The 25,951-nt window shown below is 56.8% G+C and carries 22 protein-coding genes, 1 tRNA gene and 1 pseudogene; 5 read left to right on the top strand and 19 right to left on the bottom strand.

Annotation, left to right across the window (positions count from 1 at the left end):
- Positions 1-132 precede the first annotated feature (132 nt).
- Complete coding sequence (locus G7Y51_RS10615) at positions 133-444, top strand: tyrosine-type recombinase/integrase (RefSeq protein WP_346773698.1); 312 nt, start codon at positions 133-135, stop codon at positions 442-444.
- A 43-nt stretch (positions 445-487) separates the two neighbouring features.
- Here G7Y51_RS10615 and G7Y51_RS10610 read toward each other — a convergent pair.
- The 5 genes from G7Y51_RS10610 to G7Y51_RS10590 all read right to left on the bottom strand — a co-directional run bounded on the left by G7Y51_RS10610 (position 488) and on the right by G7Y51_RS10590 (position 8,176).
- Positions 488-563: transfer RNA gene (locus tag G7Y51_RS10610), tRNA-Val, on the bottom strand.
- A gap of 37 nt (positions 564-600) precedes the next feature.
- On the bottom strand, positions 601-3,264 hold the full coding sequence (locus G7Y51_RS10605; protein ID WP_165177292.1) for a PEP/pyruvate-binding domain-containing protein: 2,664 nt from the start codon (positions 3,262-3,264) through the stop codon (positions 601-603).
- A 116-nt stretch (positions 3,265-3,380) separates the two neighbouring features.
- Positions 3,381-3,761: a response regulator gene (locus G7Y51_RS10600; protein WP_165177290.1), complete on the bottom strand. Its 381-nt coding sequence runs from the start codon at positions 3,759-3,761 to the stop codon at positions 3,381-3,383.
- A gap of 102 nt (positions 3,762-3,863) precedes the next feature.
- Entirely contained in the window at positions 3,864-5,567 is a 1,704-nt protein-coding gene (locus G7Y51_RS10595; protein WP_165177288.1) for a PAS domain-containing sensor histidine kinase, read from the bottom strand.
- Entirely contained in the window at positions 5,558-8,176 is a 2,619-nt protein-coding gene (locus G7Y51_RS10590; RefSeq protein ID WP_165177286.1) for a PEP/pyruvate-binding domain-containing protein, read from the bottom strand. Before G7Y51_RS10590 ends, G7Y51_RS10595 begins: the two co-directional genes overlap by 10 nt.
- Positions 8,177-8,593: 417 nt before the next feature.
- On the opposite strand from G7Y51_RS10590, the gene G7Y51_RS10585 reads away from it, so the two are divergent.
- On the top strand, positions 8,594-8,824 hold the full coding sequence (locus tag G7Y51_RS10585; protein ID WP_165177284.1) for a helix-turn-helix transcriptional regulator: 231 nt from the start codon (positions 8,594-8,596) through the stop codon (positions 8,822-8,824).
- Complete coding sequence (locus G7Y51_RS13585) at positions 8,814-9,575, top strand: hypothetical protein (RefSeq protein ID WP_206214310.1); 762 nt, start codon at positions 8,814-8,816, stop codon at positions 9,573-9,575. The genes G7Y51_RS10585 and G7Y51_RS13585 overlap by 11 nt, the downstream gene beginning before the upstream one ends.
- On the opposite strand, the gene G7Y51_RS10575 is transcribed toward G7Y51_RS13585, so the two are convergent.
- From G7Y51_RS10575 to G7Y51_RS10515, 13 genes are all read right to left on the bottom strand, one after another.
- Positions 9,568-10,896 carry a DNA cytosine methyltransferase gene (locus G7Y51_RS10575; protein WP_165177282.1) on the bottom strand — a complete coding sequence of 443 codons (1,329 nt, stop codon included), beginning with the start codon at positions 10,894-10,896 and terminating at the stop codon, positions 9,568-9,570. The genes G7Y51_RS13585 and G7Y51_RS10575 overlap by 8 nt on opposite strands.
- Before the next feature lie 216 nt (positions 10,897-11,112).
- Entirely contained in the window at positions 11,113-12,606 is a 1,494-nt protein-coding gene (locus tag G7Y51_RS10570; protein ID WP_165177280.1) for a FliI/YscN family ATPase, read from the bottom strand.
- Between the two features lie 104 nt (positions 12,607-12,710).
- The gene (locus tag G7Y51_RS10565; protein ID WP_165177278.1) at positions 12,711-14,336 is read right to left on the bottom strand and encodes a FliH/SctL family protein; all 1,626 of its coding nucleotides are present in this window, start codon (positions 14,334-14,336) and stop codon (positions 12,711-12,713) included.
- A gap of 354 nt (positions 14,337-14,690) precedes the next feature.
- Positions 14,691-15,686 carry a flagellar motor switch protein FliG gene (fliG, locus tag G7Y51_RS10560; RefSeq protein WP_165072047.1) on the bottom strand — a complete coding sequence of 332 codons (996 nt, stop codon included), beginning with the start codon at positions 15,684-15,686 and terminating at the stop codon, positions 14,691-14,693.
- Between the two features lie 66 nt (positions 15,687-15,752).
- On the bottom strand, positions 15,753-15,971 hold the full coding sequence (locus tag G7Y51_RS10555; RefSeq protein ID WP_165072049.1) for a flagellar M-ring protein FliF: 219 nt from the start codon (positions 15,969-15,971) through the stop codon (positions 15,753-15,755).
- Positions 15,952-17,601 carry a flagellar basal-body MS-ring/collar protein FliF gene (gene fliF, locus G7Y51_RS10550; RefSeq protein WP_165177276.1) on the bottom strand — a complete coding sequence of 550 codons (1,650 nt, stop codon included), beginning with the start codon at positions 17,599-17,601 and terminating at the stop codon, positions 15,952-15,954. The genes G7Y51_RS10555 and fliF overlap by 20 nt, the downstream gene beginning before the upstream one ends.
- 252 nt (positions 17,602-17,853) lie before the next feature.
- Positions 17,854-18,300 (bottom strand): flagellar hook-basal body complex protein FliE, encoded by a 447-nt coding sequence (gene fliE, locus G7Y51_RS13905; protein ID WP_165177274.1) that lies wholly within the window; start codon positions 18,298-18,300, stop codon positions 17,854-17,856.
- A gap of 114 nt (positions 18,301-18,414) precedes the next feature.
- Entirely contained in the window at positions 18,415-18,852 is a 438-nt protein-coding gene (gene flgC / locus G7Y51_RS10540; protein WP_165072633.1) for a flagellar basal body rod protein FlgC, read from the bottom strand.
- 18 nt (positions 18,853-18,870) lie between these two features.
- Positions 18,871-19,284: a flagellar basal body rod protein FlgB gene (flgB, locus tag G7Y51_RS10535; protein ID WP_165072636.1), complete on the bottom strand. Its 414-nt coding sequence runs from the start codon at positions 19,282-19,284 to the stop codon at positions 18,871-18,873.
- Between the two features lie 285 nt (positions 19,285-19,569).
- The gene (locus G7Y51_RS10530; RefSeq protein ID WP_165177272.1) at positions 19,570-21,015 is read right to left on the bottom strand and encodes an alpha-amylase; all 1,446 of its coding nucleotides are present in this window, start codon (positions 21,013-21,015) and stop codon (positions 19,570-19,572) included.
- 245 nt (positions 21,016-21,260) lie between these two features.
- Positions 21,261-21,572: a c-type cytochrome gene (locus G7Y51_RS10525; protein WP_165177270.1), complete on the bottom strand. Its 312-nt coding sequence runs from the start codon at positions 21,570-21,572 to the stop codon at positions 21,261-21,263.
- 261 nt (positions 21,573-21,833) lie between these two features.
- Positions 21,834-23,297, bottom strand: coding sequence for a mannose-1-phosphate guanylyltransferase/mannose-6-phosphate isomerase (locus G7Y51_RS10520; RefSeq protein ID WP_165177268.1), 1,464 nt, complete (start codon positions 23,295-23,297; stop codon positions 21,834-21,836).
- A 190-nt stretch (positions 23,298-23,487) separates the two neighbouring features.
- A complete protein-coding gene (locus G7Y51_RS10515) occupies positions 23,488-24,204 on the bottom strand; it encodes a M23 family metallopeptidase (protein ID WP_165177266.1) in 717 nt (238 codons plus the stop codon).
- A 559-nt stretch (positions 24,205-24,763) separates the two neighbouring features.
- Here G7Y51_RS10515 and G7Y51_RS10505 point away from each other — a divergent pair.
- Entirely contained in the window at positions 24,764-24,997 is a 234-nt protein-coding gene (locus G7Y51_RS10505) for a hypothetical protein (protein WP_165177262.1), read from the top strand.
- Between the two features lie 38 nt (positions 24,998-25,035).
- Positions 25,036-25,524 (top strand): annotated as a pseudogene (locus G7Y51_RS10500) (transposase); the annotation flags it as partial.
- Positions 25,525-25,621: 97 nt separating this feature from the next.
- Here the strand turns inward: G7Y51_RS10500 and G7Y51_RS10495 are convergent.
- On the bottom strand, positions 25,622-25,951 hold a 330-nt coding region (locus tag G7Y51_RS10495; RefSeq protein ID WP_165177260.1), incomplete at its 5' end, for an IS1 family transposase.

Genomic DNA, 25,951 nt, shown 5'->3' with positions numbered 1-25,951 from the left:
AAAGCAAAAACATGTGATGAACTGTATAAATCCATTGGAAAAGCATTAAGTTGTATCACACAAAAAGACGCTGAAGGATGGTTTAAATCCTGTGGATATGTAAAAAGTTAAAAGCAAAATGCTCTAGCCTATGTGGTCTCGTATAAGGGCGGACCAGTGACGCAAATTCGCCATGCGTGGAAATGCGCCTTGAAAAAGGCTGGCATCACGCGGCACATCAGGCCCTACGACTTGCGGCACGGCTTCGCCACCGAGGCCATCGCCGCAGGAGCGGATTACGGCACGGTGGCCGCGCTCATGGGGCACAAAAGCCCGATGATGGTGCTGAAGCACTATCAGCATGTAAAAAACGCGCAGAAAGTGGCGGTCATGGAGCAGATGCCCCACATCGTTTTCAGGGGCGATCCTGTATGTCCAAAAACCCGCTTTTGTATGTCCAAATGAGGGGTCGGCAGGAAAAAGCGTTCCCCTAACCCATTGGAATCATTGGTAGGCAGTACAGGACTTGAACCTGTGGCCCCCGCCTTGTAAGGGCGATGCTCCACCAACTGAGCTAACTGCCCGTTAACTGAATGTATATTGCACAGCCTGCGGGGGCTGTCAATGCGCCCTGCGCTCAAAAACCGGCAGGGGGCGTTGCGAAAGTTCCCGCATATCCCTGGCCAGCTTATTGCCAAGGGCTTCAGCCCGGTCGCGATCCAGCATGATCATATCCACCTGCCGGGTATGGATCAGCAGATAGCCCAAAAGGCGCGCCCGCTGCAAGGTCTCCTGCGCATCCAGACCTTCGGCCACGGAAAAGAGCGAGTCGTCCTTGACCTCGGCGCGAAAATCATGACTTTCCAGAAGCTCCGCCAACATCTCCGCGCGCAGGCGGCGGCGTTCGCGATCGGCCGCGCCGCCCTTGAACTGAAAGCTCACGAAATTGTCGTGGCTGTCGTCGTCGGCCAGACATTCCACCGTGCAGAAGTGATAGCCGTAGCGGGCCTGCAAGATCATATAGCGGGCGCTGATGATAAAGAAGTTGCGATTGGCCATGCTGTTGGGGGCCATGCTTTCCAGCTCCGGATTCATGGCGCTCTCGAAAACAACGCTCATAAAGCCCGCCGCGCCGGCAGAGGGCGGCCCGGCCCAGGGCACGGCGACCATGCCGTCCCAGAGGGCGAGCATGGGCGCGCAGGCGATCTCGGCCAGATCCACCACAGGCCCCCGGACAGGGCGCGTGAAGCCGCCGCCCATATCCACCACCCAGTATTGCAGTTTCCCCCCGGCCTTGAGCTGCTTGCCCATGCGGCGGCTGGCGCCCGCTTCGCCGTCAAACATGATCCGCGCCGCTTTTTCATGGCAAAAGCGGGTAATGTCATGCAGGCTGCGGCAATTTGCCGGGGAAAAGTCCGGGGATTCGGGGTCCAGCAGGTGCAGCGGCGTCATCAGCCGGGCCAGGGCGGCCAGACGCTCCTGCACCGGGCTCCCGGCCATCAGATCGGGCTGCGCCACGCAGTCCGCCCGTAATTGGGGCTGAAGCCCGGCAAAAACCCTGTTGCGCGAAGCATCGACAGTCACTTCCCCGGCATCGGCCAAAAGGCGGCAGGCGTCAGGCAGGCTGAAAATCGCGGGCAGGCGATACTCCCGCGCCACCGAGGCCAGATGCCCGGCCATGCCGCCGGTTTCGCTGATCAGCCCGGCCGCGCGCGGAAGCAGAGTGGCCCAGCGCGGACGGGCGCGCTCCACCACCAGGACCCCGCCGGCGGGGAAAGAAAGCATGTCCACTTCCTTGCGGGCCACAAAAGCCTGCCCCATGCCCACGCCCGGACTTACGGGCACCCCGCCGCAGGCCAGCACAGTGAGCCCCGGCGGCGGGGGAACGGGCGGAGCAGCGGCATCCGCGCACTCCCCTGCCCCGGCGGCCTCGCGCAACGGCCTGCTCTGAAGCACCACCACGCGCCCCTCCCCGGCCTCTATGGCCCACTCCACATCCTGAGGCTCGCTGTAATATTCTTCCAGGGCCAGCGCCACGCGGGCCAGCTTTGCGGCCTGAGCGTCGCTGAGGCTCGCGCCGCCGCGGACTTCATTTTCAGTCCCGGACGCGGGCATTGCCTTTTCCACGGCAGCTGTTGCCTGCCCGGACTGCCTGTTTGCAATGCGCTTTTCCAGGAGCCGGGGCGGATTTTCGCGGCTGAAGATAAAAACATCCGGCGTGACTGTTCCGTCCACCACAGCTTGCGGCAGACCGGGCACGGCATTGAGCGCCACCCGTTCAAGCCCCTGGGCGGCAGCCACGGGATCGCGGCTGTAGGCCACGCCCCCGGCCGCGGCCTTGACCATGGCCAGCACGCCCACGCACATGGGCGCGGCGTCGTCCGGAATACCGTGCTGAAAGCGGTAGCTCATGGCGGTCACTGCATATTTTGCCGCCACGATCTCCTTCCAGACCTCGCAGGCCTCTTCGGGAAGGACATTGAGTTCGGAACGGTATTGCCCGGCAAAGGTCACGCCCAGCGCATCCTCGCCCACGGCGCTGCTGCGCAGCGCAAGTTTGAGGTCCGGCCCCAGGCGCTCGCGCATCCTTTCCACAGCCTCCGTAATGGCCTCTTCCAGCTCCGGCGGCAGGGGCGCAGTGAGCACCTTTTGCTGCAACGCTGCCGACAGGCTGAAAAGCGCATCCAGGCTGCGCATGTCCGTGGACTGGATGCGGCTCTCCAGCTCGCCGTGCAGACCGTTGCAGTTCATAAAACGCTCGTACGCGCTGACCGTCACGGCGAAACCCACGGGCACATCCAGGCCCACTCCCGCGGCCAGCTCGCCCAGATTGGCCATCTTGCCCCCGACCTGCGGCAGATCCGCCAGGCGGATGTCTTCAAGCGGCAGGATCAAGGGGCCGTCGGCAACGGGGATGCGCCGGCTCAAAATGCTTTCCATTTCCTGACGAATGCGGTCAAAAGCGGCCTGAAGCCCGGCATATTTGTTCTCCGAGAGGGCATTCAGCTCGCGCACCATCTGAAAAACCGCGGCGGCCGAGCGCGTGCCTGCCGCGCGCACATAGCTCATGCCAAAGGGGCGTCTTCCGGTCAGGCGCTCCTCAACATCGCTCATGGCTTCCAGAGCATTCCTGTTGGCCGCCAGCAAACGGCGAAAGCGCGCGCAACGTTCCCGCAAACGGGCCTTGAACTCCTCTTCGCGGGCCAGTTCCTCAACGTCAGGGGTAGCGTCGGGATTCCTGCCGCCACACAGGCGGCGCACGCTTTCAAGAACTTTCTTCCACATAGTGACCTCTTGAAAAGGCCCGGCCAAACCCGCCACTGCCGTTTGCCGCGTCAGGGATTCTTTCGTGAGCGGTTTCACAGTGAGACTGCTCTGGGATCAGCCCTCAGCAAAACGCTCTACCCGGCGGAACCCACGGCTTCTTCCATTTTGATGATCAGCTCGCTGATGCCCACAGGCTTGAGCATATAGTCATAAGCGCCCAGATCCATGCCCTGCACGGCCACGCCCATGCAGGCATGCCCGGTGAGCAGGATGACCGGCAGGGCAGGGGCCTTTTGCTTCATGCGGCGCAAGGTTTCCAGGCCGTCCATGCCGGGCATGCGCACGTCCATGACCACCACCCGGAACATCTCTTCGTCCGAAGCCTGCGCCGCCTCAAGCAGCGCCAGCGCGCTTTGCCCGTCGGGCGCGGTGCTCACCGCCATGCCGCGCCGGGAGAGGCGTTTTTCCATGAGTTGCAGAAATTCCACTTCGTCGTCCACAATAAGCACACGCATACCTGCTCCTGGGCAAAGGGTGATGAAAAGCCGTTTGTGCGCTGTTTGTCCCGTCAGGCCGCCTGCCGCACGGCGGCGCGTCGGCGCGCAAAGCACGCTGCTTCAGGCCTGGACGGATTCTTCCGCCGGGCCTGGCGCCGCCTCATGCGGCAAGGTGATGCAAAAGCTGGTGCCTTCTCCCGGTCGGCTGCTCACCTCAATGCGGCCGCCCAGTTTTTCCAGAATGGTATAGCAGATGGCCAGGCCAAGGCCCGTGCCCTCGCCCACTTTCTTGGTGGTGAAAAAGGGATCGAAAATCCGTTTCAGGGTTTCCTCATCCATGCCCGGCCCGCTGTCCGTGAAGGTAATGCGCGCGCCCGCGCCGCAGGCTTCGGTCCGGATGGTCAGCTTGCCGTCCTTGCCCACCGCGTCGATGGCATTATCAATGATATTAATGAACACCTGCTCCAGTTGGGCCGGATCGGACAAGATCACGGGCAACTGCGGATCATACTCTTTACTGATCGCTATGTTGCGGTTCGCGGCTTCGGTTTTGAGCATTTCCACGGCCTGATCCGCCAGGGCGCTGAGCAGGATTTCCATATGGCTCGGATTCATGCGCCGCCCGAAGCCCAGCATGCGTTGGGTGATGCCTTTGGCCCGGACCACATGCTGCTCGATCTTCGCGGTGCTCTCCAGAATTTCCTGATAATTCTTCATGCGCTCCGGGCTCTCGTCGTCGAGCAGGTCGCGAATCCAGCCCGCATTTTCCTGAATCAGCATCAAAGGATTGTTGACCTCATGCGCCACGCCCGCGGCCATTTTGCCCAGGGCCGCCATTTTGCTGGATTGCAGCATGCGCGCGTCGATATGGGCCTGCTTTTGATCAAAATCCGCCAGCGTGGAAACCAGGTGGCGCGTGCACAGCACGGCGCCCGCGCTGACCAGCGCGCCGCCCAGAACCACAAACAGCAGAATCAGCATCTTGAGTTGCCGCAAGGGCTCCAGACTCTCGCGCACGTCATCCGCCACCACCAGCACCCAGGGCACGGATTCCAGGCGCATCATGGCCGCCAGCAATTCCTTGCCGTGAGGCGCGCTCAGGGATTCAGTGACCATGCTGCTGCGGGAGAGATTGGGCAGGGGCATTTGCAGCTTGTCCATGATTTTGCCGTAATAGCGCGAATCCGTTTGCAGCACGCCCTGTTCGCTGACCAGAAAAGCGTCGCTGCGCCGGCCGGAATAGACGCGCCGCAGCAGGGCGTCAATGGCCTCCATGTCGATGGTGGCGCGCATGATGTAACTGCGGCCGCCCTCATGGCGCAGCACGGCAATGATGATGTGCGGCACATGCCGGTAGCCCATGAACACGTCGCTGACATACACGCCTTTGCGCAGCACCTCCCGGAACCAGGGCGTATCCGTGTAATCGGCCTCATGGAGGTCGAACGGGCCCACATAGGAGACATGGCGGCCGTCCATGCCGATGATCCCCAGATCCACAAAAGAACGGCTGTTGTTCTGCATGACGCTGAAGATCTCGCTCAGGCGCGCCGGATCGCTGAGTTCCGCATAGGGATGGGTGAAGGCCAGGGTTTTGATCTGCCCGACCCGTTCCACAATAAAGGTATCCAGGGCGCGATGCTTGCTGCTGGTCACGGCTTCAATGCCGGCGCTGATTTTTTCGTCGTAAATGATATTGATCCGATCCAGGCAAAAAAGGCCCAGCGCCGCCAGGGGCGTCAGGGCGAGCAAAAGCAGCGTCAGCAGCAGGCGGCGGTAAATGCGCTTGTAGCCGCGGTGAGGCGTGGGCGAGGTCAAGAGCATGTTTTTGCCTCCTGCACGTCGGCGGGCAAATCCCGGCCGGTAAACAAAGCGCGGCAATGGGCGAGCATCCGCTCGCGCCGGGCCGCCACCTGGGCCGCATCCTGCATGATCATGTCCAGTTGCCGGGTGTGGATGGTCATATAGCCGGCCACGGCCAGCAAATGCGCCCCGTCTTCCGCATTCATGCCTTCCAGCCGCGCGCTGACCGCATCGTTGCGCACCACCGGCTCAAAGCCGAATTCCCAGAGCAGATCCGCCACCAGCCGGACGCGCAAAATACGCCGCTCAATGTCCGCAGCGCCCCCGCGCAACCGGAAAAGCAGATAATTCTCCTTGCGGCGCTCGCCCAGGCGCGCTTCCACGGAAACGAAATGAAAGCCGAAACGCGAGTGCAGGCTGCAATACTCGCGTGAAATCATAAAATAGTTCTTTTCGGAAAAGTAGCTTGTCTGAGCCGCCGGGTCCAGATGCGGGTTGGCCGTGGCCTCAAAGAGCACGGCCAGGAAGCCCTTGCCGTCCAGCGGCGGCGGCCCCTGCCAGGGATAGGCGTTCATGCCGCGCCAGAGGGCCCGCATGGGACATGAGGTTATCTGCTCAATGTCAATGACCGGGCCCGTGGGATGCACCGCAAAGCCGTCGCTGAGGTTCACGACCCAGAACTGCTTGAGCACCGCGTCGCGCAACTGCTTGACGCGCATGGGCGCGAACTGCTTCTCCGCGCCCAGGGCGAACATGGCGCTGACCGCCTTTTCATGGCAAAAGCGGGCAATGTCGTGATATGTGGCGCAATTGGCCGCCGTGAAATCCGCGCTGTCCGCATCAATGGTCAAGGGCAGAATATGCGTGGCCGCGTGCTGCAATATGCGGAAAACAGGGCTGCCCGGCATGAAATCACGCGGCGGCGCCAGCCCGGCCAGAAGCGCATCGGCCTGCCCGGAGTACAGCCGGCACTGTCCGGCGCTGTCCGCGCAGAGCGTGATCCGCTGCCCGCTTTGCAGCCGCCGCATGGCCCCGGCCATGCCGAACACGGCCGGTTTGCCGAACTCCCGGGCCAGGGAGCCCAGCCGCGAGCCCAACAGGCCCTGCTCGACAACCAGGCCCGCGATCCGATCAATGAGCGAAGCCCAGACATAGCTGTCATGGGCAACCACCAGGATGCCGCCCTGGGGGAAACGGCGCACATCCTCCCAATCCGCGGCGACCAACACCGGGCCGCACACCCTGCCCGGATTTGCCGCCACGCCGCCTTCCAGCAAGGGCGCGGGGAGCTCATCCGGCTTTGCCGCGGGCCGCGCCGGATCATCCGATTCCCCGATCCCGTCCGCAAGGATCAGGGGGCGCGCCAGCAGCAGCCGCACATCCCCTGCGGGCGATTGCACCCAGGTCAGAGAGAGCGGTCTGCCTTCACTTTTCTCCAGCGCCAGGCCCAGCGCGGCCACCTTCAGGGCAGTGGCGTCACTGAGCACCGGATGCTGCGGATCGTGCGGATCGCGCCCGCTCACTTCATGCGGTTCCGCCTTGGAGACGCGCAGCAGATCCACAGGCAGCTCGGAATATTCCATTTCCTGAGGCAGACCCTCGCAGCCGTACACAGAGACATGCGCGTCCTGCGGCCGGAGAGGGTTGCCGGTGTGCGCCAGCCCGCCGCGGCTGCCTTCCGCCACGGCCAGGCAGGTCACGCAGAGCCCGGCGTCGGCCTCCGCAAGCCCGCGGGCGCGCCGGTACACAAGGGCCTGGGCCCGCTCCTTGCGGGCCAGGGTAACGTGCAGGGCATGCAGGATATCCGCATCCGGCGCAGCCAATGCCACGGAAGGGCCCCAGAGCAGCAGGCCGTGATCCGCATCCTTTTCTTCATGCAGGGGCCAGAGGCGGCCGCGCAACACCAGTCGCACGGGGCCCTTGCAGCGCGCCCGCAGTTCCCTTACGGCCGCCAGCACGGCTTCAGCCAGTTCCGGCGGCAGCGGCGTGCTTTCCACCAGTGAACCCAGGCTTTCCGAAAGCCTGGCCAGATGATTTGTCCCAAAGCCCCCGGCTGCCTGTACCCGGCGGTGGATCTCGTTCTGCACGTCGTCAGCCAGAAACAGCCGCTGGCAGCCTGCGGCCGTGACCACAAAACCCGGCGGAATCACGTCAGGATAACGACGCCCAAGGGCATCCAGCCGGATCGTGGCCTTATCCACCAGCCCGGCCTCGGCCGCGGCGGCCAGATCCGGGTGGCCCAGGGGCAGGACCAAAGGGCCCAGCAAACAGGACTCCGGCTCATAGACTTCAGCGGCCACGATGTTTTGCAGCTCCGCGAAGCGGGCATAGAGCGCGGCGCAAGGGCCTGCATCAAGACGTTCCAGCTGCTGAATGCATTGAAAAACCTGGGTGGACACGCTGGTGCAGAGCGCCCGCACGCGGTACAGCCCGAAGGGATGATCGCAGCACAGCGTATACTCAAGCTCGGTCATGGTTTCCTGGAATTTATTCCAGGCCGTGAGAAAGAGCTTGAAGGAATGATGGCGCAGGGCGAAAAAATGTTCCGCGTCGCGGGAGTCGGACGCGGTCGGGCACGGAGCCGCCTTTGTGGGGCGTTTGAGAAAAGCCAGCAATCGGGAGAGAAACATGGCGACTCCGTCAGCGGCCCTGCGCTCTGCGTTTAGGCAACGACATCCGGCCTATGAGAACGAATGACAAATGGTGGCCGCCTCCGTGGACAATTGGCGCACAACGTCGCAAGGACCCGTCCCGCAAGACATGCAAAAAAGCCGCAACGGCTTTTCAAAGGGATCGGGATGCGCGGCCTGGGGAAACAAGGCAAAGGCGTGCCTGGCATGTTCAAGATAGCACAAGCGTTGTGCCGCTATCAAGCAAGGATATGCGCGGGCCAGGGCAAAGAGGCTGCCGCTCGCGGCTGATGCTCGCGGCTAGCATGGCTTCGCCCTGTCAGAGCGCTTAGCTAATTTCATGAGCAAAACGCTCTAATCACAGAGTGTGACTTATAGTCCATAGACTTATATTCAACAAACGAATAAATAAATACCATGCATGAACTCAATAAACATATTGCAAGTGTAATTAAACAGCTTAGACAGAAGCAAGGATTGAGTCAAGAAATCTTGGCTGGACGGTGTGGATTGGATAGAACATATATTTCAGGCATAGAAAGATGCTCAAGAAATATTACAATCGCATCACTAGAAAAATTGATTTCTGCTTTAAATGTTTCCACTACAGATTTTTTAAGGGAGGTTATTGACTCATATGAGCTATAAACGGAATGCCTATGCTACACCTCGCCTAATAAAACATGATGGTACTTTATTAAATCTTGATATTGATTTATTTTATAATTCAATGATAAATTTCACTGCTTATATAGAAAAATTCTATTCATCAGAGTTAGACTTAGCCCGTATTTTAGGAATGAGAAATTTGAGTGCAACTATAGGTGAATTATTTGTAAAATCTATGCAAGATGTGTTTGATGGCATATTAATTAAAAATCCTCACCAAGATGGATATCCAGATCTATTACTAATGGATGATTATGGTAGACAGATTTATGATGAATTATTAAAAAATAATAAATTGCAGGAAAAAGCTCCTTTTAGTCCATTTGCAGCTGGAGGTATCGAAGTAAAAGCTACATGCGGGAGTATCCCTGATCAAAAGAAATGTAATAAAATGAATATCTCAAGGCCAGATATCGGAGATCAGCGAATTTTTGTATTAAAAGGATACGATTGGAAGGCCCATCATAGACAGACAAACAATTTAATTGGTATTGTCTGGGATTTTATTGATGGTTTACCCACAATAACATCTTTGCAATATAGTAACAAACTTACAACAGACCACTGGGGCAAAATAGTACAACCTCGAACGGGAGGGGGAAGGACAACAAGTGTATCTATTATGACTCGTGCAGGAGTGGCTGAAATGTACAGAGGGTGGTTATTTGTACTTGACGATAGTAAATATATAAATTTCTTCAATACATATAACAATGGAAATCTTATGTAGCTACGGATAATAATGACAGTTGCTCAGTTTTGAGATTGGACGAAATTGGATATATTCCTTCAGCAATTTGAAGAATAAACTTTACGATAATTTCAAAGCCTTTCGGTGGAATGCTCTCCCCGATTATTTCTCGTATTGTTTTATCTGAACAGTTTTTTCCCCCATATGACACCCAAGAATATTCATATTCTGAAATTGTATGTAATATAAACGCCTCATGGAGTGATAAAACTCTATTTTGAGATGGATGAAGTTTGTTATCACTACATGCATAAGACATATTCCTCGTTAGTGCAGGCGCAGGATTATTCCAAGACATCCTTTTATATGCACTAGTATACCCTTTCATTATGCGATATGTTCCATTTTCTTTCATACATGGGCGTGGTAGCAGCTTGCCACAGCTCTCACAATAAACAGGCGTATCTTTATTACTTTGGTTAATACCATTAATTTTAGATGCTCCATGCACTTTATTTCGGTTATAGTGACAATATGGGCATTGGTTATCAAATGCTGATTTACCCTCTGGAGTATTTTCAACCCAAAAGTATTTTTCTGCATCAAGTAAAGGAACCCTATGATATTTTAGGGTAGGGTGTTTTGCAAATTTTATATTTTTTGCATCTAGTGCTGGGAGATCAAAAATAGCATCCCTCACAGTTCTCCATTTTAAAAGACCTCGTCCCCCAGACTCACTATGTGTTTTAGGAGGTAAAAATGTTTTTTTAGAGGCTATCCATTTTTTTATATTCTTATTTTTTGTGAATATGGTAATCAAACGTTGTCGGCGTTCTGGTACTCCATAATCAGCAAACTCAACGATCTCCCAACTTCCATAATAATCAATCAATTCATCTTGCATACACTGAAGTATCGTATACATCCCATCTTTATATTCAATAACAGTATTTTCCATCTCTGGAACATTCTCTAAAATTACTATTTCTGGAGATAGTGATTTAATTATTTCTATTGTAGGAAGAATTAAACGATTACGTGGATCAAGTTTAGATCGGTTACCGTGTCTAACTTCAGATAATAGTTTCCCCCTGCCATTTTTTGACATCCCTTGGCATGGCGGGGTAGCAAAAATAATATCAAGCTTACGACCATTTAGCTTTTTTTTTGTCATTCCAATTATATCATCTTTTTTTGTATTTATATCGCCAACTATCATGTATGTAGACGGATAATTTGTTTTAAATACTTCTGCGCGCTCCGGTAAAATTTCGTTTGCAACAAGCATATGAACGCCACTAGCCCTCATAGCTAAATCACCGATTCCACCTGACGAAAAAAGACTAATTCCAAGCTTCATGAGATGAAATTATCCATAACTTGACTTATAGTCAACAAAAAAATAGGGTCAGCCTTCAGTAAAACACCGTCCGCGAAAAACCGAATTTTTTCGGCCAGCAAGGCGCAAGGCAAACATTGGGCGAAGCTGTATTGAACATACCGCAAGGTCAATGTTGGTCATGCAACGCCGCCGGACGTAACAAGGCGGCTTTGCATGGCTTAATGAGGGCTGCCCCTAGGTCTGGGGCAAAGGCGCCACGCCCCTGGCCGCCTGCGGCGGGGAGGGTTCGGGCTGTCCCTGCTGCGCCAGAATGCGCATCTGCCGCATGCACTGGTCCAGAAACTGCGGATCGCCCACATCCTGCCGCAAAAAGGCATTGATGGCGGGCATCTTGGCAATGGCCGCGTCGATCTCGGCATTGCTGCCTTTGGCGTAGGCTCCGATATTGACCATATCCTCTACCTTGCGGAAGGTGCTCATATGTCTGGTGAGCACGCGGCCGGCCAGAATATCCTGCCGATCGCAGATATCCGAACGCAGGCGGCTGATGGAGCGCAGCACGTCGATGGCCGGGAAATGCCCCTGGTCGGCCAGCTCGCGGGTGAGCACAATATGCCCGTCCAGAATGGAGCGCACGGCGTCGGCAATGGGCTCGTTGAAGTCGTCGCCATCCACCAGCACGGTATAAATGCCGGTAATGGTGCCCCTGGCCGAACGCCCGGCGCGCTCCAGCAGTTTGGGCAACTGTGCAAAGACCGTGGGCGTGTAGCCTTTGGTGGTGGGCGGCTCGCCCACGGCAAGGCCCACTTCGCGGGCGGCCATGGCAAAACGGGTCACGGAATCCATCATCAGCAGCACGTCCATGCTCTTGTCGCGAAAATACTCGGCCACGGCCGTGGCCGCGTAGGCCGCGCGCATGCGCACCAGGGGCGACTGATCCGAAGTGGCAATGACCAGCACCGAGCGGGCCATGCCTTCCGGGCCGAGATCGCGTTCCATGAACTCCACCACCTCGCGGCCGCGCTCGCCGATCAGGGCGATAACATTGACATCGGCCCTGGTGTAGCGGGCCATCATGCCCATGAGCGTGGACTTGCCCACGCCGGAGCCGGCCATGATGCCCACGCGCTGCCCTTTGCCAAGCGTCAGCAGGCTGTTGACGGAACGCACGCCCACATCCAGAATATCCGTGATGCGCGGGCGTTGCAGAGGGCTTGGGGGATCGGCGTAAAGGGGGGCCAGTTCCGGGGGCCAGTCTTGCCTGGCCTTTGCCGCCCATTCCGGGGTAAAGGGGCTCTGGATTTCCATCTGGCGGTCGAAGTCGGCCCGGCCCTGCTCCCCGGCCGGGAGCGGCGAGGCGTACAGCTCCGCACTGACCCGCGGCCCGGCGTCCAGCGGGGAACCGAAGGCGTCAAAAGCCCGGCCCAGAAGTTCCGGCCCCACGGGGAAAACCGGCGGCAGGCTGGTATTGCGGATTTTGCTGCCCGGCCGGATGCCGCGCATGTCGCCGTAGGGCATGAACAGCAGATTGCCGTCGCGAAAGCCCACCACCTCAGCGGCAATGCCTTCGCCTTCCTCATCCGGCAACATGTGGCAGACAGCGCCCAGGGGCGCGCGCAAGCCGCTGCCTTCGGCCACCAGGCCCACAACCTTGTTGACCTTGCCGTAGAGCCGGACGGGATTGCTGTCCCGCAGCAAACGGCAGCAGGAACGGGGGTCAAGTTTCATATATGGTCACTCCGGCCTGGGCTCGGATCCGGCAGGCCGCCTGTTGCAAGGCCGCTTTTTTTCATTGCGCGGCGCTGCCCGGCAAAACCGGGCTTGCAGTATGCTCAGCTTTTCTTTGCGCCGGGCAAAAATCCGCCGTGGGAGAGTACCTCCTGTTCTTCGGCGTTGTCCACCGGGAAGAGCTCTTCCTCCAATTCCGCAAGGCTGGGATTTTCATTGCGCCCGGGCTGCGAAGCAGACCGGGCTTCCGCAAATACGGCCGCGGCCGCGGTATTCGCATAGCCGCCCTCCCGCGTGCCCGCCTGGGCCGAATGCGCGGACGGCCGCGCGTCTGCCGCATCCCCCAGGGGCGGCAACCAGGCTTCGGGCAGATCCGCGGGCGCCTGCTCCTGTTCAGGCGTGTCTCGCGCCTGCTCCGCCTGAGCGCCGGGCAACACTTCCTGCGCCCCGGACGGGGCCGAATCCCGATCAGGCGCGCTTTCCGCCTGCCGCTGCGCGTGAGCCGCGGCATTGCCGTGGCCGGACGCGGGCGCAAAGGCCTCAGGCGCGTCGCCATCCGGCCCGGAGATTGCGGTTTCCGGGGAAAACGCGGCAGACTGCTCCGGCCCGGACATTGTCGGATCGGGCCCATCCACAGCCGCTTCCGGGCCTGGTTGCAACTCTGACTCTTTTGTTGCAACAGCGCTTTCCGACGCCGTTGCGGGCGCGGCTTCACATTCCGGCTCCCCTGCCTCCGCCCCGGACTCTTGCCCCTGCGGCAACGACGCGCCTCCCGCCTGTGGTTGCGGCGCCAGCGCCGCGATGTGTTCCACTTCCCGCTCTACCAGATCATGCATGGCGGCCTTGCCCGCCGCTTCCATGTCGCGCGGGGGCAACGCAAGATGCGCCAGGATGTTGTCCACCAGCTCCCGGAAGCGCTCACGGCGGCTGTCCACGCTGCCTCCGGCGCTTTCGGCCACCAGACCGCCGCGCTCTATGGCCGGATCGCCGTTGACGATCCACTGCCTGAGTTCCGGCACGCGCTCGCGCGCGGCCCTGAACATGTCGCTGACTGTCGCTTCGTCCTCCGGATTGACCCGCACGCTGACTGTGGCGCGATCCTCCAGCAAATTCAGCGCGTCCAGCATCAGCGAGCGCAAAATACGCGTATGTTCCTTTTCCAAAAGCCAGCCCGTGCCCGCGGCAACCGCGGTTTGCGTGAGCTCCACGAGCTCCTCGCGCCAGGAGGCGCAGATCCCGTCCATCTGCTTGTCCAGAGCCTGCAGGACATGCGCGAGGGATTGCCCGAGCTCGGCCCGGAATTCCCTGAGTTCCGCGCTGGCCTGCTCCATGCCGGCCTGAAAGCCCTGCTCATGGGCCGCGGCGCGGATTTTCTCCGCCTCCTCGCGCGCGGCTTCGGCCCTGGCCAGCTCCGCGGCCTTCTGCTCATAATCCGCCTTGGCCGCGGCCTTGAGAGCTTCACCCTCCTGCACCAGCATGGTGCGTTTTTTCTCAGCTTCAGCCCTGGCCTCATCCAGCACTTTCTCGCGTTCCGCGTAGGCTGCGCCCAGGATTTCACGCGCCCGATCCGCGGCCTTTGCCCGAACGCGTTCCAGGTAATCCTCCTGCTGTTGTTCCTTGAGCCGCTCCCGGCGCGCAGGCTCCTGCATGGCATCCAGCTGCTCCACGGTGGCCTCGCGCTCGCCCATGAAGATTGTGCCCCATTTTTTGCGCAATTCGTCTGATGCCATGACCGGTCCCTGTGTAGTGAGTCAGAAATTCAGGCCTGAATTTCTGACAGGAGCGCCGCGCCTGCCGCAAGAGCCGCTAGAGCATTTTGCTTTTGAAATTATTCAATTTCAAAAGCGGCGCTGCCATCATTTCCCCGCAAGCGGGACAAGCGCCTGAAAAGCGTGGTTTTCAGGCTCATTGCTTCAGCCGTTGCGACGAAGGAAGCTACGGATGAAGACAGCAACTGGTTACTGCGACAGCCAGCCAACGCAACCGCTGTCGCTATCCGTAAGCAAGCAAAGCTTGCTAACGGCTACCGCCGGCGCGGGCGTCCGCTCCCGCGGCCGCCAGAGCAATTTCAAAGTGAAATTGCTCTATACGAAAACATCGCCCGCGCCGCGGTTGACCACAACCTTGTTTTCGGCCTCCAGGAGGCGCACGATCTTGACGATGTTCTGCTGCGCCGTTTCCACGTCGGAAAGTTTGGTGGGCCCCATGAACTCCAGTTCTTCGCGGATCATGTTGCCAGCGCGCTCGGACATGTTCTTGAAGAACTTCTCCTTGAGCTCGTCGCTGGCTCCGCGCAGGGCCAGGGTGAGCTCCTCATTGGAAATCTCCTTGAGCATTTCGCGCACGCCGCGGTCGTCAATATTCTTGCAATCCTCGAAGACAAACATGAGATTGCGGATGTCCTCGGCCATCTGGGCCGAATCTTCCTCGATTTCGGAAAGCACTTCCTCTTCGGTGGCACGATCCACGGCATTGAGGATTTCGGCCACGGCCTGCACGCCGCCGACCTTTTTGCCTTCCTTGCCGCCCATGGCGATAAGCTGGCTCGTGAGGACCTTGTCCACTTCCATGAGCATGTCTTCCGGCACGGCTTCCAGTCGGGCCAGGCGCATGAGCACCTCGGGGCGCACGCCCGCGGGCAGGCTTGTCAAAAGATTGGCGGCCTGATCCGGGTGAAGATGCCCCAGAATCAGCGCCAGGGTTTGCGGGTGCTCGTTGCGCAGAATCTGCGACAGAAGGCGCGGGCTGACCTGCTCCAGCTCGCGGAAAGGCGCGGGCCCGGTGTCCAGGCTCAGCGAATCCATGATATATTTGGCTGTTTCCGGGTCAAGATTCTTGACCAACAGACGTTTCACGGTGTCTCTGCCGCCGGAGATCATATCCACGCCGTCCACCAGAGACTCGTGAAAGTCGCGCAGCACTTCTTCCACAACTTTCTTGGGCACGGGCTCCAATTCCACAATGGCTTTGGAGATGTCGGCGATTTCCTGCCGTTCCATGCGTTTGAAAACGTCGGCCGCAAACTTGTCGCCCATAGCGAGCAGCAATACGGCAATACGCTGTTGGCCGGTCAACTCCATCACCCCGCTCCTTACTCTTGAATATGCCTGAAAGTCCCCATAGAGCATTTTCAAAGAGAAAATGCTCTAGTTTTCGTTCTGCGCAAGCCAGCGTTTAATGATCCGGATGGCCTGATCCATGTGTTGCTCGGTAATCCGAAAAAGGCGCAGCTTCAGCTCTTCCACCCGGGCGTTGGTTTCTTTCTGCGCATGCCGCAGGGCCCGCAACTCAGCCAGGTCAGGGAGCTTTGAATACGCTCCGCCGCCGCTGGGCAGCCTCGCTTGACTAGACTTTTGCTGTTTCATCGTTCTTCATCCAACCGCGGACCAGGGTCACCACCTGTTCCATATGATTATCCGAAAGGGTAAAGATATGCGCTTTCAGAGCTTCAATATCCTTGAACACCAGCTCGTCGTCATCTTCCTCCAGAGCGTCCTGCGGCTCCTCGTCGGCCTTGGCCGCTTCTTCCAGGGCCTCATACAGGGCAAGCTGCTCCTCGGCCGCGGGCAGGCCCTCAAGGCCTTCAACCATTTCGCCGGCTTCCACCTTGGGCCGGATCAGCGCGAGCACCACAGGCCGCACCACCAGCATCAGGAACAGGAAGGCCAGCAGGGCATTGAGCAAGGGCTTGCCGAGGCGTTCCGCGTATTCGGCCAGCATCTCGGCGAAGTTGGGCTCCCTGGGCGGCGCGGAATCCGTAAAGGGCGCGCTGCTCACCTCCAGCGCGTCGCCGCGCGCCTTGTCCAGGCCCACAGCATTGGAAACCAGTTGGCGCACGCGTTCCAGATCTTCGGCCTTGCGGGGCACGAATGTCCAATTTCCGTTTACCTTTTCATACGTCCCATCAATGATCACTGCAACCGTCAGGCGGCGTAAATCTCCCACATTGGCGACGATTTGCTGCTCTTCCTTGTTGATTTCATAGTTGGTGGTGCGGGTTTCGCGCGTGCCGTTCTGATCCGAGACCGAGCCGGTGATGCCGTCGCCGCGAAAATTGACGTCCGGCGCGCCCGCCTCAAGATTGGCGCGGCCCTGTTGGCTTTCTTCGCTGCGCTGCTCGCTGCGCACCGCCGTTTTTTCGGGATCAAAAAGTTCTCTGCGGATGGTTTTCTGGCTGAAATCCATATCCGCGTTGACCTTGGCGATCACCTTGCCCGATCCGAACAGGGGCTGAAGCATTTCCTCAATGCGGCGTTCCAGATTGCGCTGCACCTGAAGGCGGTGCTCCATCTGGGTGGTGCTGATCCCGGCCAGGCTGTCTTCCTCTGGTTGATACAGCACCTTGCCGCCGTTGTCCGTTATGGAGATATGATTCTTGTCCAGGCCCTCCACGGACATGAGCATCATATTCAGAATGGCGTTGATTTCTTTTTGATCCGGCTTGACCTGGGGGCGAGTCAATTTGAGCACCACGGAAGCGGAGGGGGATTGGCGCTCCTCCACAAACAGGCTGCGCTGGGGGATGACCAGATGCACGCGGGCGCTTTCCACACTGGGGAATTCGCTGATGGTGCGGGCCAGCTCGCCCTGAAGCGCGCGCGCGTAATTGATTTTCTGCACAAAGTCGGTCTGGCCCACCTTCACCTTGTCGAAAATCTCAAAACCGATGCCCTGCCCCACCAGGCCGCCCTCTCCGGCGATTTTAATCCGCTGATCATACACCACTTCCTTGGGCACCAGGATGGTGGCGCCGTTGTCCGCAAGCTGGTAAGGCACTTTGTCGGTCTGGAGCGTCTTGAGCACATGGCTCGCGTCTTCAGGCCCCAGATTGGAATACAGCACGCGGTACTCCGGCCGCCCCAGCCAGATCGAAAGCCCTATGATCGCAGAGAGCAGGGCCACAGCGCCGCCGGCAAGCGCCACGCGCTGAATAACGCTCAATTTGAGCCAGATTCCCTTGACGGTGTTCCCAAACTGCGCAATGAAAGCAGGCATAACTGATTCTCCCCATCATTCAACTTGCCGGCGAAAAACCGGCTTTTGCGCAAAAATAGCAATTGCCGTGCCAAGTTATAACTATTGGAAATCAAAAAATAATTACTAGAAAAAATCTGCAAAACGGCGCGACATTCAAATTTGTGACGCCTCCGGCAGATCAAGCACAGCGGCCCCGCGGCGTAAACGCCGCGGGGCCGCTGTGCGCGGGAGCGCATGAGCGTGTTTTGCTCATGAAAGTGGCAAACCGCTCTAAAACTGCATTTTGGAAAGCTCCTTGTAGGCTTCCAGCACCTTGCCGCGCACGGCGCTGGTCATCTTCATGGCCAGGCTGGATTTCTGCATGGTGATCATCAGTTCATGCACATTCTGGCTGCGGCCCGATGCAAAATCTTCAATGGCCTGCGCCTTGGCGCTCTGCAGCTCGTTGACCCTGTTCAGCGAGCTCTTCACCGTGTCGGTGAAGCTGTTGCTCGGAGTGACGGCCGTATGCGGGTTCGCAACCCGCTGTATGAAATCCGCCTGGGCCCCGAAATTTTCGCCGCGATCCACGCTGTCGCGCAAGAGGCTTTGATCCAGGGTTTTGGCAAACAGCGTCTGCCTGCCCACCGGCACGCCCTGCTTGAGATTTCCCTCCACCTTGTTGAAATGCCGCAATGCATCGCTGTAGGCCCGCAAGCCCAATGCCTGAACGCTCATGCCTTCACTCCTCTCTGTAAACCCTTTTGCCGCTCTGCCGCGGGCCCTTTCTCCGCGCCGGGCCGCGCCCGGAAAACAGACTGCCGGATGCCTGCGCGAAATGCGCCCAAACCCTTATTTGCCTATTTCCAGAGCTTTCAGGTACATGCCCTTGAGGGCTTCCACCGTGGTGACATTGGCCTCGTAATTGCGCTGGGCGGTCATCAGGTTGGCCATTTCCTCCACCACGTTGATATCCGGATAAAAAACGTAGCCCTCGGCATTGGCGTCGGGATGGCCCGGCTCATAGACCTGTTTGAGCGGCCGCTTGTCCATGCTTACGGCCAGCACGCGCACGCCTTTGAGCTCGCGATCCAGGGCCGAACGCATGTGCACGGAAAAAGGATCATCCACATCCGTGGCCACCTGCACCACGGTGCGCCGCCGGTAGGGGCCGCCGTGGGGCGTGCGCGTGGTCTTTGCATTGGCCAGGTTCATGGCTATGGTATTTATCCGGGTACGGTCGGCCGTCAGCCCGGAAGCGCTAATGTCCAGTGCGGTCAGAAAATCCATGACAATTCACCTTCCTGATCAGCTTTGCTTGCCGTCCTGGATAATTGTGGAAAGCCCCTCAAAGCTCTTGGTCATCACCTGGGTCAGAGCCGTGTACTGGAGCTGATTTTTGGCGTGCTTGGCCATTTCCTTGTCCAGACTGACGCGATCCTCGCCGTGGATCTGGCGCGGCTTGAACTGTTTGGACCATTCCGGCCCGAAGTTGTCGGGATTGAAGGCTGTGGGGATGTGCCCCCGGTCAGTGCGGCTCATGACGCCTCTCATGTCCAGACCCAGGGATTTTTGCAATTCTTTTTCAAAGGTCAATTCGCGCGGCTTGTAATTGGGCGTTTCCACGTTGGCCAGATTGCTGGCAATCACATTCTGCCGCTGCAACTGCATGTCCATGACCTTGCCCACAAGGCCGATCTGGCTATTGAACAAACTTTTCATACAACCTCCCGCATTCCGGCGGGGAATGCCTGCCTTCAGCAAGCAAAGTTTATTCCACTCATAATTAGAATAATATTTTCAATTAGTTACAAAATAGAAACCGTAAGAAACGCCGCATAACGGCGTTTTTTTGACCTGCGCGTCACGGCGAAAAGAATCTCATGGCCTGCGGCGCACATTGCCCGTGGCTCCCGCAGCCTTGCCCAAAAAGAGCAGGGTCTGCCGCCCATCCGGATGGGCGGCGGGCCCTGCTTGAGATCAAGGCAAAATCCTGCGGATCGGCAATCAGATCTTCCTGACCCACACGGAAACGGAACCGCCCTTGACTGTAAACAGGCCATTTCCGTCTTCTTCTATGGTAACGAGTTCATCCACATTGCCGGTGATGTCGTAAAACTGCGAACCGGCGAATTTTTTGCCCGCGTACATTCTTTTCTCACCGTCGCTGCCGTTGGTCAGAAGCACGGCAAGGCCGGAATTTTCATGCTCGTCGTCGCCTTCCCGCGTCCAGCCGACAGTGTTGGGGTGATCAAAGTAGTCATTTTGCTTGCCGTAGGCATACTCCCTTCTGGCTTGCATCAAAGGCAGCAGCTTCTCCCGCAAGGGGGGATTCCCGCTGTGCTCAATGCCGTAGTAATCTCCATAAAAAATGCAGGGATAGCCGTCCTGACGGAGCAGGATCATGGCATAGGCCAGAGGCTTGAACCATTCCTGCACCCAGGACTCCAGCGCCTGGCCCGGCTGGGTATCGTGATTGTCGACAAAGGTCACTGACTTGTTGGGGTTGTCCTGGGTCAGCGTGCCGTCGAAAATGGTACGCATGTCAAACGTGTTCATGCCGTTGGAGGCTTCATAAAATTTAAAATGCAGGGGCACGTCAAAAAGGGAAAGAGCGCCTTCTGTGGTGTCCACATAGTTTTTCAGGGCCGCGAGGTCAGAATTCCAGTACTCGCCCACAGTGAAGAGTTCTTCTCTGTATTTTGAACGCATCTCGTCCAGCCATTCGTTGTAAAAGCTGAACTTCATATGTTTGACGGCATCCAGGCGAAATCCGTCCAGCTCCGTGGTTTTCATAAACCACAGGCCCCAGCGTTTAAGCTGCTCTTTCACTTCCGGATGGTTCAGATCCAGAGAGGCGCCCATCAGATAATCAAAGTTGCCGTTCTCCTGATCCACCTGCTTTTCCCAATACTTGCCATGAAATTTGAAAATACCCTCTTCGTCCTTGCGTTCGTCGTAATCAATGCCGGTGAAATGATACCAATGCCATTCAAAATCCGAGTATTTCTTGTGTCTGCCCGGAAAGGTAAAATGCGTCCAGACTTCAATTTCTTTCAAACCGCTCTCTTTCTCCAGCCTGTTGTCCGGATTGTGCTCCTCGGCCTTGACGATTTCGGTTGCATCCGCGCCTATCATATGATCCAGAACAATATCGGCATACACCTGAATATTGTGCTTATGCGCGGCCTGCACGGCCTCCAGCAGCTCATCCTTGGTGCCGTACTTTGTGGGCACGCTGCCTTTTTGATCAAATTCGCCCAGATCATAGAGATCATAAACCGCATAGCCCTGATCCTCCTTGCCGCGCGCGCCTTTGTAGGCAGGGGGAAGCCAGAGGGCCGTAATTCCTTCCTGGGAAAGTTGCTCTGCGGAATCCTTGACTTTTTTCCACAATATGCCTGAAGGCATATACCACTCAAAGTATTGCATCATCATTCCGTTAACGCTCATAGTTGCTCCATCATTGTATTGAAATCAGCTACAATAGCTGTTAGTATATCCTGTTCAGAAAAACAGAACAGCCGCAATGAAAAATATCTTTAATTCTACAACCAAAACAAAAAATAATTACCTCAAATAAAACCGTGCTCACAATTCGAGGACGTTAATGAATTTTTACGCAATAGAATAAAATGTATAAAATTGCCGCAAAGTCCACTGCTTTCACAACAGACTCTGCGGCGAAATATGCACGCTTATCTCATGCCATTGAGATAGACCGCAATAGCAGTAATTTCCTGATCCGAGATCCTCTTCAAAACCTTTTGCATATGAGCAACTTTGCCTTCAGGCGCTTTCATTGCCTTGACAGTATGCATTCTTTCCACGAGCAAAGCCGTGGAAGCGCCCATCATTCCTGCCGGTTCTTCCGTGTGACAGGCCATGCAGGATTCTTTATACAGTTTTTCTCCCACCAGTGGGTTATTGGAAGAGGCATGGACCTGCGCAGCGGCCAATAAAAAGATGGCGGCCACTGCCCATCCATATTTTTTCCAGGTTGCAGGCATATATTTACTCCTTGCGTAGTGATAAATATCAGCAAAACTAAATTTAACGATAAATCTATATCAATGCGGAATCAATAGCCTCAGGATGAAAAAATGTACTCATATTTTTCCTGTTATAACATATAGAGCATTTTCTCTTTGGAAATGCTCTGCTGACGCGAAAGCGGCAGCCGCCGCAACGCGGCGTACATTCAGGCGAAAACCGCGTTTTTCGCCTGAATGCCACCTTTGACTTTCATAAAAAGTCAAAGGTAATCTGCTCTAGGATCGTCCGTAATGATCCTCAAAGCGGACAATATCATCCTCTCCCAAATAAGCGCCGCTCTGCACCTCAATGATTTCCAGCGGAGATGGGCCCGGATTGGCCAGGCGATGCCTGACGCCAAGAGGGATATATGTGGACTGATCCGCATGCAGCACCACCGTGGCTTCGCCCACGGTGATCTCGCCCATGCCGCTGACCACGACCCAATGCTCCGCGCGGTGATGATGCAGTTGCAGCGAAAGCGAGGCCCCGGAGTTGACCATAATCCGCTTCACCTGGAAACGCTCGCCCAGGGCAAGCGTTTCATACCATCCCCAAGGACGGAACACGCGAAGATGCGTATCCTTTTCAGGGCGTTTGCCTGCCGCAAGCCGCGCCACAAGCTTCCTGACGTCCTGGCAACGTCCCTTGTCGGCGACCAGTACCGCGTCGCCGGTCTCCACGATGATCAAATCCCTGATTCCCAGTGCGGCAATCAGACGCCCGCTGGAGTGCAGATAGCTGCCCGAAACTTCCTCAGCAAGAATGTCGCCAATGCAGGCATTGCCTGCATCGTCTTTCGGGGCAGCCTCATAGACCGAAGACCAGGAGCCCAGATCGCTCCAGCCGGCATCCAGCGGCACCATAGCCGCCAGCGGGGTTTTTTCCATGACGGCATAATCTATGGAATCCGCCGGGCAGGCGGCAAAAGACGCGGCCTCAAGCCGCGTGAAATCCATATCGGTACGGCGCTGTGCCCAAGCGGCGCGAACAGCCTCATGCATTGCAGGCGCATACCTTGCCAGTTCGCTCAAATACTGCGAGGCGCGGAACAGAAACATGCCGCTGTTCCAGTAGTAACCGCCGTCTGCCAGCATGGCCTGGGCATCAGCGGGGCAGGGTTTTTCCACAAAACGCCGGACTTTGAAACCCTGAGCCAGGGCTTCGCCCCGCCGCAGCCAGCCGTAGCCCGTCTCCGGCCCTGCCGGACGCACGCCGAAAGTCACTAGATGCCCCTGCTCCGCGCAAACGGCGGCTTCGACCACGGCGCGGGCGAAGTCATTCATATTTTGCAAGGCATGATCCGAAGGCAGGACAAGTAAAAGGGGCTCCTGCCCCTCGCTGTCCGCGCAATCCCGACCGGCACCGGAGCCGACCTGCCCGGCAAGAGCCGCAAAGGCCGCCGCGGCTATGGCCGGGGCCGTATTGCGCCCTTCGGGCTCAAGAATGATCTTACCGGGCAGGTCTAAGCCCTGTTCCAAAGAGAAGGCCTGTAATTGCGCGGCAGCCAGGAAGCGCTGTTCCTCATTGCAAATGATCAGAGGCGGCAGCATGTCTTGCAGAGCCATGACCCGGCGCAAGGTGTCCCGGAACAGGGTATGGCCGCCCAGGTCCATGAACTGCTTGGGATACAACCTGCGCGAAAGCGGCCACAGCCGCGTGCCTGTGCCGCCGCAAAGGATGACGGGGCGTATGTTCATTGCCTGTTGCTTCCTTGTGAGGCTGGAATAAGGAATATGCCGCATCCGGCCGGGCCGACAGGAATTTACTCTGCTTTCCGTTGTTCGACAAGCAGTACTGCCGTTCACAGCACTTTGCCCGACATTGCGATATCTCCGGCCTTGCCGCGCATGCCGCGCTGTCGGCACGCCGTCTTGTTGTACGAGCCGTTCACTTTCGCTCTTCCCGGCGGGGAATGCCCGGCGGCTTAAAGGCTTCCAGTTCTTGCAGGGCTCGTCCCAAGCGCCTGGGCCGCCCGTCGCGCCCCCGCACAACCGGGCCGCAGGACTGCGGCGAGAGCGCCGCGGGAATCTGTTCCGGCGCCGGCCGCAGCACTTGCGCGGCGCTGCGCAGATAAGGCAAAGGATCTATTGCCTCGCCCTGCCTGTTTTGAAGGCCAAAGTGCAAGTGGGCCCCTGTGGTTCTGCCTGTGCAGCCCACCAGACCCACGGCAGCCCCGGTTTCCACGCGTTGTCCCTTTTTCACCAGAGTTTTTCCCAGATGCGCGTAGCGCGCCGTCATGCCGTCATCCTGCCTGACTTCAACCACAATGCCGGAAAGGCCATGCGGTCCTGCATGGCTGACCACGCCGCCCTTGAAAGCAACCACCGGCCACCCCAGCCGGGCACGGATATCCAGACCGGAATGCTTACGAACGACCATGCCGCGGCGGCTCAGCCCGCCGGGCAGGCGACGGGGACCAAAAGGCGAGGTGATCATTTCCGCCAGAGGCGGCAGCCCGCCGAGACTCGCGGATTGCGGCAGCATGGCCTGGGGCTGCGTCCTCGTCTGTTCAAATCCGATGCCGGCCCGCGCCGCTTTTGCCGCCTGCCCTGCGGAGCCAGTCATAAGCATTGTCAGCAGCAAGCTGTGCACTATAAACCACATGCAAGATCTCCCGACGCGCTCGGACAGGCAACGAAGTCCTGTTCTTTAGCATTTCTGTAAAATTCGACAGTGCCGCACATTGGAATTACATCTGTAGACATCGTTCAGAGTATAAATGCACTCTTGCCGCCCACAAGGGCGGTTTTTTGTGCCGCAGCAACCGTATAACGTATTTTTGCAATGCTGCCATCTTCTGGACAGTCTCATTTAAATACTTATATAACTTTGCAAGTTGCCTGCCTGCGTTGCAGCCGCGCTGTTTGGTTCCTGCAAACGGCACTGCTTTCTGTTGTGTGGCGCAACGCCTCTTTTTTGAGCCCGGACAACGGCATCGCGGCTGCCCGGTTTGAGATGAATGTGATATTTTCGCCCCGGCAGGGCTGCGCCGGGGTGAAGCATAAGGAGCAATAGCTTGAAATTCCGAACTATGAAAAACGATGTCATCGGCCACGCCGCCATTGACGGCGCGGGCGTGCAAACAAAATAATCGCCTCGCTCCTTTGCCAACGGATATAGAAAAAGTTGTTTTTCTGAAGAAGAATTAAAGCAACTTTCTGATTTGTTAAAAAAAGATGTTGATTTAACTCTTGAAGAAATAAGAGAACGCTTTAATAAGAAATGTTCGTTGGTTGCTATCCATAAAACGATAGTGAAACTTGGCTTTGTCTTTGAAAAAACTCTGAAGGCAAGCAAACAAGAACGCAAAGATATAAAAATCCAGCGTGAGCTATGGAGTAAATATCAAACAACAGTCTCTGCTGACAGGTTGATTTTCTTGATGAGTCTGGCGTAAAGACTAACATGACCCGACTATAAGGTCGAGCTTATAAAGGGAGCCGTTGTTATGATAAAGCTCCTGATGGAAGATGGAAAGCAGTAACAGTATTATCTTCCATCCGGCTTGATGGAACAACAGAAAGTTTCATGTTTGAAGGCGCAGTAGATCGAAAGATGTTCGAAGCTTATAGCAAACATACACTTAGTCCTAAGTTACGACCTGGAGATATTGTCATCCTGGACAATCTCAGTTCACACAAATCAAAAACAGCAAAGGAAACAGTAAGAAGCAAAGGAGCTGAATATATTTTTTTGCCGGCGTACAGCCCCGATTTTAATCCCATTGAAAAGATGTGGAGTAAGGTAAAACAACTGGTAGAGCATTTTCACTTTGAAAATGCTCTGCTGACGCGAAAGCGGCAGCCGCCGCAACGCGGCGTACATTCAGGCGAAAACCGCGTTTTTCGCCTGAATGCCACCTTTGACTTTCATAAAAAGTCAAAGGTAATCTGCTCTAAGAGGCCTGAAGGCCCGCACCCATGAAGAGCTTTATGCGGTAATAGCGAAAGCCCTGAGCATGATCACACAGGATGATGCCCAGGGCTGGTTTGAATCTTGTGGGTATGGAAAATTGATAGTATTAACTAAATAACGTTTTAATATCATCCAGAGTTCCATTTACATGAAACTTGGCAAAAAGAGCCATCGTCAAGTCAACCATGTGCAGACTTCGTGAAACAACGACCGACTTTCGGCGGAATCTGGCAAACCAGTGACGCTGGCGACAATTGTTCCTTTCTATGCGGACTGTGCCACTTTTCCCCTGAAGCAGATCATTTTCGGCTATCTCCAGAGGATAAACCTTCCACTTGTCCGTACAGTAAAACCAGACTTTCCACTTTTTCAAGCGCTCCATCAATCTATGGAGGGTAGCCTGATCACGCCCGCCACATTCCCAGTCGATGAGTTG

Source organism: Desulfovibrio sp. ZJ369, from assembly GCF_011039085.1.
Lineage (GTDB): Bacteria > Desulfobacterota > Desulfovibrionia > Desulfovibrionales > Desulfovibrionaceae > Desulfovibrio.
The sequence above is the reverse complement of the archived record's forward strand: the minus strand, read 5'-3'. Positions and strand labels throughout refer to the sequence as shown.